Raw genomic sequence first — 11,275 nt, 5'->3', positions numbered from 1 at the left:
GGAGCAGCACCTTCGCCCGCCTGACCGCCTGCCGCGCCGCCTTTTCGGCTGTCGCGGCCCGCTGCGCGGCGCCCGAAGGCCGCGCTGCGGTGACGCAGAACGTGAGCGCGCTCCTCTGTGTCAGCAGCTCCACGCGGCTCATCAGCCTCTCCGAGGGCATCCTTCGCTTTGAGGAGAAGCCCGGCGCGCCGGACCCGGAAAGCTTCGTCGAGACCTTCCTCTTGGATGCGCTCTGAGGCGTCAAACCTGGATTTTCAGCCCGCTCGGGGACATATCATGGGCTTGGTGACGTATAACGCCTGATAACCTGGTTTCTCGGGGAAGAGGGATAGTCAAAGCCTTGCGCAGAAAAAGCACAGCCCGCGCTCTCGGCGCCGCCCTCGGCGCGGCCCTGATCGGTGGTCTTTTCGCGGCCCAGCCCGGCCAAGCCGCCTCCGGTGGGGACAGCGGGCCGAACAGCACCTGGCTTGCCTACGACGTCTATGCCGGCGGCCTGAAAGCCATGCGCGCGGAGCTGGCGGTGGATATCGGCGAGGCGGACTACCGCTTGCAGCTCGACGCCTACTTCCAGGGCTTCATCGCCAAGTTCTTCTCGCTCGACTTCACGGTGACCGCGGCGGGGGCGCTCAGCGAGGGGCGGCTGGCCCCGCGCGATTACGAGATGAACTCGGTCTGGCAGAAAGACAAGGAGCGGCGCATCGCCATGACCTTCGAGGGCGGCGAGGTGACGCGTCTGGACATCGAGCCCGAAGACAGACGCCCGACCACGGAGGCCGTTCCGCCTGAGCAGCGGGCCGGGGCGCTCGATCCCATCTCCGCCTTGCTCTGGCCCATCGCGACGCTCTTGCAGAATCAGGCTTGCGAGGGCGAGACCGAGGTGTTCGACGGCCGCAAGCTTTTCTCGCTCCGCCTTGAACAGCAGGAAGGCGTGACCCTGCGCCCGACCGGCTACAGCCCCTTCGGCGGTGAGACGCAGGTCTGTCATCTCTTCATCGAGCAGACCGCCGGTCCGAAGAAGGAACGCAGCCGCCAGCGCATTCCCGAATATATCCGGGTCTACCTGGCGCCCCTGTCCGAGGACGGCCCGCCTCTGCCGCTGCGCCTGGAGGCCGACAACCGTCTGGGCAAGATCATCCTTCATCTGACCGAGGCCAAGGGCGCCTTGCGCGCCAAGCAACTGACCCAGCGGCCCGCAGGGACCGCGGGTGAAATGCCCCAATAACGCCTCAATTGAGTCCCAGAGCGGACACTCTTGCTTTCTATCTCTATAGGCTACAGAGGAACTTCCCCTCTTCTGTAAAAACGCAGTTCGCCAGCCCCTCTCGCCCTCCCCCCAAGAAAGTGGCTGGCCCTGCACCAAGGCGGAACCCGGTCCCGACCCCGGGTTCCGCCTTACTTTTTTGCGCGGGTTCCTGCTAAAAGGGGCCTGTCTTTAAAAGGTTTCCACAGATGGGCGAGCAGGCGGGTGGGGGACGAAAAGCTTTTCAAAGGACAGAATCTGGCTTGCGAACGGGGCGAACGCCTCGTCTTCGCCGGGCTCGGCTTCTCGCTGGGACCGGGCGAGGCGCTGATCCTGACGGGCCCCAACGGCAGCGGTAAATCCAGCCTCCTGCGCCTCATGGCGGGGCTTTTGAAGCCCGCCGAGGGGCAGCTGCTTTGGGAAGGCCAGCCGCTCGACGAAGAGCCGGAGGCGCACCGCCGCCGGGTCCACTACCTGGGCCATCAGGAGGCCGTCAAACCGGTCCTGACCCTCAGCGAGAACCTTTCCTTCTGGGCCGCCTTGAAGGGCGGCGATGTGGGGGAGGCCGCGATCCTGGAGGCCCTGGACCGCTTCGGGCTGAAGCCCCTGGCCGAGTTGCCGGCGCGCTACCTCTCCGCCGGGCAGCGCCGCCGTCTTGCGCTCGCCAGGCTCTTGGCGGCCCCCGGCGAGCTCTGGCTGCTCGACGAACCGACGGTCGGGCTGGACGCCGCTTCGGTCCAGCGCCTCTGCAAGGAGATCGAGGCCGCGCGGGAGAGGGGCGCGCGGATCGTGCTCGCCACGCACCTGGAACTGCCGCTGGCGGAGGTGAAGCGTCTCGACCTCGCCGGGCTGCAAAGCGGAGTGCTCCTGGCATGAAGGCGCTTCTGGTTCTCCTGAGGCGCGACCTGCGGCTGGCCCTGCGCCAGCGCGGCGATGCCGCCATGGTGCTTTTCTTCTTCCTGCTGATCGCCAGTCTCTTCCCCTTCGCGGTCGGGCCGGAGCCGAACCTTCTGGCGCGCATCGGCGCGGGCGTGATCTGGGTGTCCGCGCTGCTTTCCATGCTGCTGTCGCTCGAACGCCTCTTCCTCAGCGACTACGAGGACGGCTCGCTGGAGTTGCTGGTGCTGGCGCCGCCGCCGCTGGAGGCCATCGTCTTGATGAAGGTGCTGGCCCACTGGCTGACCAGCGGCCTGCCGCTGGTGATCGCAGCGCCCGCCATCGGGCTCCTCTATAACCTGGACGCCACGGCCTACCTTCCGATGCTGGCCGCGCTGTTGCTTGGCACACCGACCTTGAGCCTGCTGGGCGCGCTGGGGGCGGCTCTGACCCTGGGCGCGCGGCGCGGCGGCATCCTAATCCCGCTGCTGATCTTGCCCCTTGCCGTGCCGATCCTGATCTTCGGGATCATGGCGGTGGACGCGGCTGTCGGGCAGCTTTCGGCGCGCCCGCACCTGCTGCTGCTGGGCGCCTTCCTCCTGACCGCCTTGCCGCTCGCGCCCTGGGCGACGGCCGCGGCGCTGCGCCAGAGTCTGGATTGAGGAAAGGCGCGGGCCGGTCCCGGCGGGCAAAGGGTCGCAGCGCGCGCTTCTATGCTGGCATTGGCCGACAGAACCATTAAGTTTAGGCCGTAACGAGAAACGACCGGGAAAGCCTTGATTCAGGTGGGAACGTCTTTTTGATGGAAGCAACGGACAGCTTCTTTGCGATGGGCGGTTATGCCCTTTACGTCTGGCCCTGCCTCATCATGACGGCGGTGGTGATGCTGGGACTGCTGGTCCTCAGCCGTAGGCGCCTGCGCGAGAACCAGAAGGCCGTGGAGCGGCTGGAAGCCTCCCTGCCCGATCGCGAAACGCGCCGCGCCGCGCGCGCCGCCGGCCGCGCGCAGAACAGTGGCGAGGCCGCATGACGCGTAAACGCCGCCGCTTGATGTTCGTCGGTCTCGGCATGCTGGCGCTCTTCGCCGCCGCCGCCTTGGTCTTGAGCGCCTTTGAGGAGAATCTGCTGTTCTTCCACACACCCAGCGACGTCGCGGGCGGCGCCGTTCAGGCCGAACGCGCCTTCCGCCTGGGCGGCTTGGTCGAAAGCGGCAGCGTCGAGCGGCAGGAGGGCACCACCAAGATCTCCTTCGCCATCACCGACGGCGGGGCGTCCATTCCCGTTACCTACGACGGCATCCTGCCCGACCTGTTCCGCGAGGAGCAGGGCGTGGTCGTGGTGGGCCGCCTGGACGGCGGCGGCCTGTTCCACGCCGACGAGGTGCTGGCCAAGCACGACGAGAACTACATGCCCAAGGAGGTCGCCGACCGCCTCAAGGAACAGGGTTACTGGCAAGGCGACGGAGCAGGGGCGCAAAGCGGGGCCGAAGGCGGCTCGGGGAGTTACGGACAGTGATCGCCGAACTGGGACATTTCGCACTCATCCTGGCGCTGCTGGTCGCGATCGTGCAGGCCAGCCTGCCGCTCTACGGCGCGCAGAAGAACAACGCGGCGCTGATGGGGCTCGCCGCGCCGACATCGCTCCTCCAGCTCTTGTGCGTGGCGGTCGCCTTTGGCGCCCTGACCCAGGCCTACATCGTCTCCGACTTCACGCTGGTGAACGTCGTCGAGAACTCCCACTCCGCCAAGCCGCTGCTCTACAAGATCTCCGGCGTCTGGGGTAACCACGAGGGCTCCATGCTGCTCTGGGTCCTGATCCTGGCCGTGTTCGGCGGCGCCGTGGCGGCCTTCGGCGGCAATCTGCCGATGGGGCTGAAGGCGCGGGTGCTCTCCATCCAGGCCATGATCGCGGTCGGCTTTCTGGCCTTTTCGCTCTTCACCTCCAACCCCTTCGAGCGGGTCTTTCCGCCGCCGCTGAACGGCAACGACCTCAATCCGCTCCTGCAGGATCCGGGGCTCGCCTTTCATCCGCCCATGCTCTACCTGGGCTACGTCGGCTTTTCCATCGCCTTCGCCTTTGCCGTCGCCGCCCTGATCGAGGGCCGCGTGGACGGCGCCTGGGCGCGCTGGGTGCGGCCCTGGACGCTGGCGGCCTGGACCTTCCTGACCGGCGGCATCGCGCTCGGTTCCTGGTGGGCCTACTACGAGCTCGGCTGGGGCGGCTGGTGGTTCTGGGACCCGGTGGAGAACGTCTCTTTCATGCCCTGGCTGATGGGCACGGCGTTGCTGCATTCGGCCATCGTCGTGGAGAAGCGCGACGCCCTGAAGGTCTGGACGATCCTCTTGGCGATCCTGACCTTCTCCTTAAGCCTCATCGGCACCTTCATCGTGCGCTCGGGCCTGCTCACCTCCGTCCACGCCTTCGCCACTGATCCGGAGCGCGGGCTCTTCATCCTGATGCTGCTGGCCATCGCCATCGGCGGCTCGCTGACGCTCTTCGCGTTCCGCGCGCCTGCGCTGAAGGCCGGCGGCCTCTTCTCGCCGATCAGCCGCGAGGGCGGGTTGGTGCTGAACAACCTGCTGCTGGCCACGGCGGCGGCGACGGTCTTCCTGGGCACGCTCTATCCGCTTTTCCTGGAGGCTTTCGGCGGCGGCAAGGTCTCGGTCGGCGCGCCCTTCTTCAACGCGACCTTCGTGCCGATCATGATCCCGTTGGTGGTGGCCATGGGCATCGGCCCGCTGCTCGCCTGGAAGCGCGCGGACCTCGCCGGGATCCTCGGGCGTCTGAAGCTGGCTTTCTTCATGACGGCGGTGGTCGGCTTGGCCTTCCTCTACTGGCACAGCGAGGGGCCGGTCATGGCCATCCTGGGCATGGCGCTGGCCGCCTGGCTCTTCACCGGTACGCTGGTCGAGTTCGCCGAGCGCGTGCAGCTCTTCCGCGTGCCAGCCGGCCAGAGCCTGAAGCGCGCCCTGAACCTGCCGCGCTCGGCCTACGGCATGACGCTGGCGCACGCCGGGCTCGCCGTCGCCATCGCAGGCATGACCGCTTCGGCAGCCTGGAAGGAAGAGGCGGTTCAGATCCTGCGGCCGGGCGAGAGCATCGCGCTGGGCGGTTACGAGTACGCCTTCCAGGGCGTGGAGCCGGTGCGCGGACCCAACTACCGGGCCGAGCAGGGGCGCTTCCTGGTGACCCGGAACGGCAGCGAGGTCGCGCTCCTGACGCCCGAGCGGCGGATCTACGACGTCGGCAACCGCCCGACGACCGAAGCCGGCATCCACACCACGGGCTTCGCCGACCTCTATACCGTCGTGGGCGAACCGGACGGGCAGGGCGGCTGGACCGTGCGGCTCTATCACGAACCGCTGGTGCCCTGGATCTGGGCCGGGTCGCTGATCATGGTCCTGGGCGGGCTCGTCTCGCTCTCCGACCGCCGCTTGCGGGTCGGCGCGCCGCAGCGCCGCCGGAAGGGCGCAAAGCTCGCCGAGAGCGGAGCCTGACCGCCCGATGCTGCGCAAGCTCCTCTTCATCCTGCCGAGCGTCATCTTCCTGGGCGTGATCGCCTTTTCGCTCTGGGGACTCTTGAGCGACCGCGACCCCTCCGCGGTGCCCTCGGCCCTGGTGAACAAGCCCCTGCCCGAGTTCGACCTGCCGCCGGTGGAGGGCATGACCGGGCCCGGCCTCTCCAGCGCCGAACTGGCCGACGGGGAGGTCAAGGTGATCAACATCTTTGCCTCCTGGTGCATACCCTGCCGCGCGGAGCACGAGCTGATCACCAAGCTCGCCGAGGAGCACGGGGTGCCGGTCTACGGCATCAACTACAAGGACAAGCCCGCCGACGCCCGGCTCTGGCTGGCCGAACTCGGCAATCCCTACCGCTCCATCGGCGCCGACCGGGAGGGCCGCGTCGCCATCGACTTCGGTGTGTCCGGTGTGCCCGAAAGCTACCTGATCGACGGCGAGGGCGTGATCCGCTTCCAGCAGATCGGCCCCATCGTCGGCCCCGACCTGGAGGACAAGATCCTGCCGATCTTAGAGGAGATCGGCGGATGAGGGGGCTCTCCGCCTGTCTGCTCTTCGTTCTGGCGCTGCTTTCCAGCGGGCCGCTCTGGGCGGTCAACCCGGACGAGAGGCTTGACAATCCGGCGCTGGAAGAGCGCGCGCGGGAGATCTCCAAGGGCATTCGCTGCGTGGTCTGCCAGAACCAGGACATCGACTCCTCGAACGCCGAGCTGGCGCGCGACCTGCGGCTTCTGATCCGCGAGCGTCTGGTCGAAGGCGACAGCAACGATCAGGTTGAGTCCTATCTGGTCGCCCGCTATGGCGACTACGTGCTTTTGAAGCCGCCCTTCAAGGCCTCGACCCTGCTGCTCTGGCTTGGACCTTTCCTGCTGCTCTTGCTGGGCGGGATCGCCAGCGCCTTCTATCTGCGGCGGCGCGCGGCGGGTGTGGAAGAGGCCGCAACGCCAGCGCCGCTGAGCGCGGAGGAACGCGCGAAGGTCCAACGCATCCTGGACCAGGGCGGGCCAGGTTAATTTCTTTTTGCAAGCGCGCGCCACGCCCTCTAACGTGCATTGTCATAAAAGCAACAGATAGGCCCGCAGGGAGGCCAAAAGAGGCATGGCAGACAGCCAGCCGGCACTGGTCGTCGAAGATGTGCACAAGCGCTTCGGTGGCCTGGAGGTTTTGAAAGGCGTTTCGGTCACGGCGCAACAAGGCGACGTGATTTCGATGCTGGGGTCGAGCGGCTCCGGCAAGTCCACCTTTCTGCGCTGCCTCAATCTTCTGGAGATACCCGATCAGGGGCGCGTCGTGGTCAGCGGGGAGGAAATCCGCATGACCAAAGGCAAGCGCGGGCATCGCATGCCGGCCGACCACAAGCAGGTCGACCGCATCCGCTCGCGCCTGGGCTTCGTGTTCCAGAGCTTCAACCTCTGGTCTCACATGACGGTCCTTCAGAACGTCACCGAAGGCCCGACCCAGGTGCTCGGCAAGTCCAAGGCGGAGGCCGCCGCGACAGCCCAGAAAGTCCTGGAGAAGGTCGGTCTTGCCGACAAGCTGGACTACTATCCGGCGCACCTTTCGGGCGGCCAGCAGCAGCGCGCGGCCATTGCGCGGGCGCTGGCGATGGAGCCCGAGGTCATGCTCTTCGACGAGCCGACCTCCGCGCTCGATCCGGAGCTGGTGGGCGAGGTGCTGCGTGTCATGCGTCAGCTGGCCGAAGAGGGCCGCACCATGATCGTGGTCACTCACGAAATGGGCTTCGCTCGCGAAGTGTCCAACAAGGTCATCTTCCTCCACCAAGGGCGGATAGAGGAAAAGAGGGCATCTACTAACCAATAGAATTATAAATAAACCGAAAAGGCAAATCCGTTGAAAAGCGGAGACGCAAAGCTAAGGGTCTAAAGCTAATAAGCCAAGATAGCCGGTCAGGCCTGGGCCGCCGGCGAGTGCGCCGGCATGAAAGTGCGTGTCGGAACCGAGGGCGCCTACCCTCCGTTCAACTCGATCGACGAGAACGGCAATCTGGTCGGTTTCGACATCGACATCTCCAACGCGCTTTGCGACGAGGCCGGCATGACCTGCAGCTTCGTCACCCAGGACTGGGACGGCATCATTCCCGGCCTGCAGGCCAAGAAGTACGACGCCATCATCGCCTCCATGTCCATCACGCCCAAGCGTGAGGAAGTCGTGGACTTCACCAACAAGTACTACAACACCCCGGCCAAGTTCGTGGCCGCCGAGGGCGCCGGCTTCGACGTCTCTCCCGAGGGTTTGGCCGGCAAGGTCGTGGGCGTGCAGCGCGCCACCATCCACGAGGACTTCCTGCGCGGTGAGTTCCCCGAGGTCGAGGTCCGCAACTACGCCACTCAGGACGAGGCCAACGCCGATCTGGTTTCCGGCCGCGTCGACCTGATCATGGCCGACTCCGTCGCGCTTCTGGACGGCTTCCTGAACACGCCGGAAGGTGAGGGCTTCGAGTTCGTCGGTCCCGACTACTCCAACCCCAAGTACCACGGCACCGGCGCCGGCATCGCCGTGCGTGAGGGCGAGGACAAGCTGCGTGAGTGCCTGAACGAGGCCATCACCGCCATTCGCAAGAACGGCGTCTATGCGCAGATCAACAAGGCTTACTTCGACTTCGACGTCTACGGCGCCGAGTAAGTTCCGACCCGCGGCAAGGGGCGTCCTCTAGCAGGGCGCCCCTTGGCCACGCCTGGGGGCGGCTGAGATCATGGAAGAACAGGTTCTGGCCTTACCGATCATCGGCCCGATTTGGGAGATGATCGACGGCGCCTACTACCAGCGGGCGGATTTCCTGCTGGAAGGCCTGAAGATCACGCTGCTGGTGGGCATTTCCGCGCTGCCGCTCGCGATCCTCTGCGGTCTCCTCGGTTCCTGGGCCAAGCTGTCGCACTCCGCGGTCGCCCGCGTCATCGGCGGCACCTACACCACCATCGTGCGCGGCGTGCCCGAGCTGCTTCTCATCATCCTGGTCTATTACGGCATCACCCAGGGACTTCAGGACATCCTGATGCACTTCACGGGTGAGGACATCCGGGTCAACCTGAACCCCTTCGTCACGGGTACCCTGACCTTGGGGCTCATCTACGGCGCCTTCATGACCGAGACCCTGCGCGGCGCCTTCCAGTCGCTCGACAAGGGTCAGGTGGAAGCAGCGCGCGCCATCGGCATGAGCCGCAAGAAGGCCTTCTTCAGAGTGGTCCTGCCACAGGTCTGGCGCTACGCGCTGCCCGGCATCGGCAACAACTGGATGGTGCTGATCAAGGCGACCGCCCTGATGAGCGTCGTGCAGCTCGACGAGCTGATGCGCATGACCGACGTGGCCTCTCGCGCGGTCAAGAAGCCTTTCCTCTTCTTCATGACGGCGGCCTTCATCTTCCTTGTGATCACCATCGTCTCGATCCAGGTCCAGCGTAAGGCGGAAGCCTGGGCCAATCGCGGCGTCAGGACGGCGTGAGCGCGATGGAAGAGCAAGAACCATTCTGGGGACAACGCGCGCTGGAAGCCTGGCCGGAGTATCTCGACGGCACGCTCCTGACGCTCGAGCTTACGGCGATTTCCGTCTTCATCGGTCTGGTGATCGCCATGCCGGTCGCCTTCATGCGGCTCTCCAAGAACCCCTTCATCTGGATGCCGACCTACGGCTACATGTTCTTCTTCCGGGGCACGCCGCTGATCGTGCAGATCTTCCTGGTCTATTACGGGTCCGGCCAGTTCGTTTCCGAGCTTCGGGCCTGGGGCCTCTGGACCTATTTCCGGGAGCCCTACTTCTGCGCGCTGCTGACCCTGATCCTGAACACCACTGCCTACACCGCCGAGATCCTGCGAGGCGCGATCCAGGCCGTGCCCTACGGCGAGATCGAGGCCGCCAAAGCCGTCGGCATGTCACGCTGGAAGCAGATCACGCGGATCATCCTGCCCAAGGCCTGGCGCATCGGGCTGCCGGCCTATTCCAACGAGGTGGTCTTCCTGTTCCAGTCGACCTCGCTGGTCTCCATCATCACGCTGATGGACCTGACCGGCGTCGCCCGCAAGCTGGTGTCGCAGACCTACAGGACCTATGAGAACCTAATCCTGGCCGCGGTCATCTATCTGGCGATCTCCTACTTCATCTTCTTTGTCTTCAAGATCGTGGAGCGACGACTGACCGGCCACCTGCGCCAGCGCCCGGACGCGGAGGCGCCGGCCCCCAAGCCCCAACGTGCCTGACCAGCGCGCCTGACCTGCGTACTTGACCTGGGCGCTTGACGGCAGCCCGGCCTCTGCCGCTAGGCTTGTCGTCATGGAGCTGCGGCTAGCCACCTTTAACCTGGAAAACCTCGACAGCGGACGTGGCGCGGACCCGCCGCTGGAAGCGCGGATCGGCGTTCTGCGACCCCAGCTGCTGCGCCTGGAGGCGGACCTGCTTTGCCTTCAGGAGGTGAACGCACAGCGAAGCGGCGACGGGAATGACCGTTCGCTGGCGGCTCTGGACACCTTGCTGGAGGAGACGCCCTACGCCGGGTATCAAAGGCTTTCCACGCTCTGGCCCAAGGGCGCGCCCTTCGATAAGCACAACCTCGTCATTCTGAGCCGTTGGCCCTTGGGCGAGGTCCGGCAGTTGAGAAACGATCTGGTGCCAGCACCCCTCTACCGTCCGGTGACGGCGCAGCCTGCGGAGCGCGAGGCGAAACCCATCGCGTGGGACCGCCCGCTTCTTTCAGCGCCCGTCACGCTGCCGGATGGGCGACGGCTGCACCTCATCAACCTGCACCTGCGCGCGCCCCTGGCGGCGGCGGTGGAGGGGCAGAAAAGCGGCCCCTTTTCCTGGAAGTCCGCGGGCGGTTGGGCCGAGGGCTTCTATCTGGCGGCGCTGAAGCGCAGCGGGCAGGCGCTCGAAGCCCGGCTGCTGGTCGAGGCGCTGCTGGACCGGGAGCCCGAGGCGCTCGTGGCCGTTTGCGGTGACCTCAACGCCGAGGAACAGGAGATGCCGCTCAGGATCCTGCGTGCGGACATCGACGACAGCGGCAACGGCGCGCTGGCGCCGCGCGTGCTGACCCCGGTGGAGCGCAATCTGCCCGATTGGCGGCGTTACAGCGTGATCCATGCAGGCCGCAAGACCATGCTGGACCATATCCTGGTCTCCCGCGCGCTGCTGTCGGCCTTTCGCGATATCGAGCTGCACAACGAGGCTTTGGGCGACGAACTGGCGGCCTACGCCAGCCTCAACCACAGCCCTGAGAGCTTCCATGCGCCCCTGGTGGCGCGCTTTTCCCTTTAGCGGGAAAGCGGCTAGGCCCTGTCCATCGCGTGGTATTCGGGGTTGGGCATCATGTCGATGCCGTGGGCGACGCGGTTTGTGTAGTTGAAGAAAGCCGCCGTGTCGCAGACGTCGAAGATGTCCTCTTCGGAAAAGCCCTGGGCGCGCAGGCCTTCCCGGTCCTCTTCGGCAATGTCCTGTGGGCGGGTTGTCAGCTTCCAGACGAAGTCCAGCATGACCCGCTCGCGCTCCGACAGCTTCGCCACTCGGTAGTTCATCACCATCATCTCGCCCAGCTGCGGGTCGCCGGAAAGGGCGCGCACCGCCTGTCCGTGCGCGACCAGGCAGTAGTAGCAGCGGTTCGCCGAGGAGACGACCACCGCGATCATCTCCCTCTC

15 protein-coding genes and 1 riboswitch are annotated in these 11,275 nt (G+C 66.0%); of the genes, 14 read left to right on the top strand and 1 reads right to left on the bottom strand.

All coding sequences use genetic code 11. The features are described from left to right. The 14 genes from P8X75_13725 to P8X75_13660 all read left to right on the top strand — a co-directional run. The coding region (locus tag P8X75_13725) for a hypothetical protein (GenBank protein MEJ1996241.1) at window positions 1-236 on the top strand (236 nt) is incomplete at its 5' end. Window positions 237-340: 104 nt separating this feature from the next. Then, window positions 341-1,222 (top strand): DUF3108 domain-containing protein, encoded by an 882-nt coding sequence (locus tag P8X75_13720; GenBank protein MEJ1996240.1) that lies wholly within the window; start codon window positions 341-343, stop codon window positions 1,220-1,222. 243 nt (window positions 1,223-1,465) lie between these two features. Further along, on the top strand, window positions 1,466-2,116 hold the full coding sequence (gene ccmA, locus P8X75_13715; protein ID MEJ1996239.1) for a heme ABC exporter ATP-binding protein CcmA: 651 nt from the start codon (window positions 1,466-1,468) through the stop codon (window positions 2,114-2,116). After that, window positions 2,113-2,778 carry a heme exporter protein CcmB gene (gene ccmB / locus P8X75_13710; GenBank protein MEJ1996238.1) on the top strand — a complete coding sequence of 222 codons (666 nt, stop codon included), beginning with the start codon at window positions 2,113-2,115 and terminating at the stop codon, window positions 2,776-2,778. The genes ccmA and ccmB overlap by 4 nt, the downstream gene beginning before the upstream one ends. 140 nt (window positions 2,779-2,918) lie before the next feature. After that, window positions 2,919-3,146, top strand: coding sequence for a heme exporter protein CcmD (gene ccmD / locus P8X75_13705; GenBank protein MEJ1996237.1), 228 nt, complete (start codon window positions 2,919-2,921; stop codon window positions 3,144-3,146). After that, the gene (gene ccmE / locus P8X75_13700) at window positions 3,143-3,631 is read left to right on the top strand and encodes a cytochrome c maturation protein CcmE (GenBank protein ID MEJ1996236.1); all 489 of its coding nucleotides are present in this window, start codon (window positions 3,143-3,145) and stop codon (window positions 3,629-3,631) included. The genes ccmD and ccmE overlap by 4 nt, the downstream gene beginning before the upstream one ends. Beyond that, window positions 3,628-5,613 carry a heme lyase CcmF/NrfE family subunit gene (locus P8X75_13695; GenBank protein ID MEJ1996235.1) on the top strand — a complete coding sequence of 662 codons (1,986 nt, stop codon included), beginning with the start codon at window positions 3,628-3,630 and terminating at the stop codon, window positions 5,611-5,613. The genes ccmE and P8X75_13695 overlap by 4 nt, the downstream gene beginning before the upstream one ends. A gap of 7 nt (window positions 5,614-5,620) precedes the next feature. Next, the gene (locus P8X75_13690; protein ID MEJ1996234.1) at window positions 5,621-6,166 is read left to right on the top strand and encodes a DsbE family thiol:disulfide interchange protein; all 546 of its coding nucleotides are present in this window, start codon (window positions 5,621-5,623) and stop codon (window positions 6,164-6,166) included. Next, entirely contained in the window at window positions 6,163-6,648 is a 486-nt protein-coding gene (locus P8X75_13685) for a cytochrome c-type biogenesis protein CcmH (GenBank protein ID MEJ1996233.1), read from the top strand. The genes P8X75_13690 and P8X75_13685 overlap by 4 nt, the downstream gene beginning before the upstream one ends. Before the next feature lie 85 nt (window positions 6,649-6,733). Next, the gene (locus tag P8X75_13680) at window positions 6,734-7,456 is read left to right on the top strand and encodes an ATP-binding cassette domain-containing protein (GenBank protein MEJ1996232.1); all 723 of its coding nucleotides are present in this window, start codon (window positions 6,734-6,736) and stop codon (window positions 7,454-7,456) included. Window positions 7,457-7,466: 10 nt separating this feature from the next. Then, window positions 7,467-7,550, top strand: a riboswitch (cyclic di-GMP riboswitch). Further along, window positions 7,535-8,278, top strand: a complete 744-nt coding sequence (locus tag P8X75_13675) for an ABC transporter substrate-binding protein (GenBank protein MEJ1996231.1) — start codon at window positions 7,535-7,537, stop codon at window positions 8,276-8,278. (Overlaps the previous riboswitch by 16 nt.) Before the next feature lie 70 nt (window positions 8,279-8,348). Continuing rightward, a complete protein-coding gene (locus P8X75_13670; GenBank protein MEJ1996230.1) occupies window positions 8,349-9,095 on the top strand; it encodes an ABC transporter permease subunit in 747 nt (248 codons plus the stop codon). A 5-nt stretch (window positions 9,096-9,100) separates the two neighbouring features. Beyond that, window positions 9,101-9,847: an ABC transporter permease gene (locus tag P8X75_13665; protein MEJ1996229.1), complete on the top strand. Its 747-nt coding sequence runs from the start codon at window positions 9,101-9,103 to the stop codon at window positions 9,845-9,847. Between the two features lie 73 nt (window positions 9,848-9,920). Then, window positions 9,921-10,898, top strand: coding sequence for an endonuclease/exonuclease/phosphatase family protein (locus P8X75_13660; GenBank protein MEJ1996228.1), 978 nt, complete (start codon window positions 9,921-9,923; stop codon window positions 10,896-10,898). 11 nt (window positions 10,899-10,909) lie between these two features. On the opposite strand, the gene P8X75_13655 is transcribed toward P8X75_13660, so the two are convergent. Then, window positions 10,910-11,275: peroxidase-related enzyme (locus P8X75_13655; protein MEJ1996227.1), on the bottom strand; the 366-nt coding region annotated here is incomplete at its 5' end.

Origin of the sequence: Limibacillus sp. (assembly GCA_037379885.1) — a bacterium.
Classification (GTDB): Bacteria; Pseudomonadota; Alphaproteobacteria; order Kiloniellales; family CECT-8803; genus JARRJC01.
The sequence above is the reverse complement of the archived record's forward strand: the minus strand, read 5'-3'. Positions and strand labels throughout refer to the sequence as shown.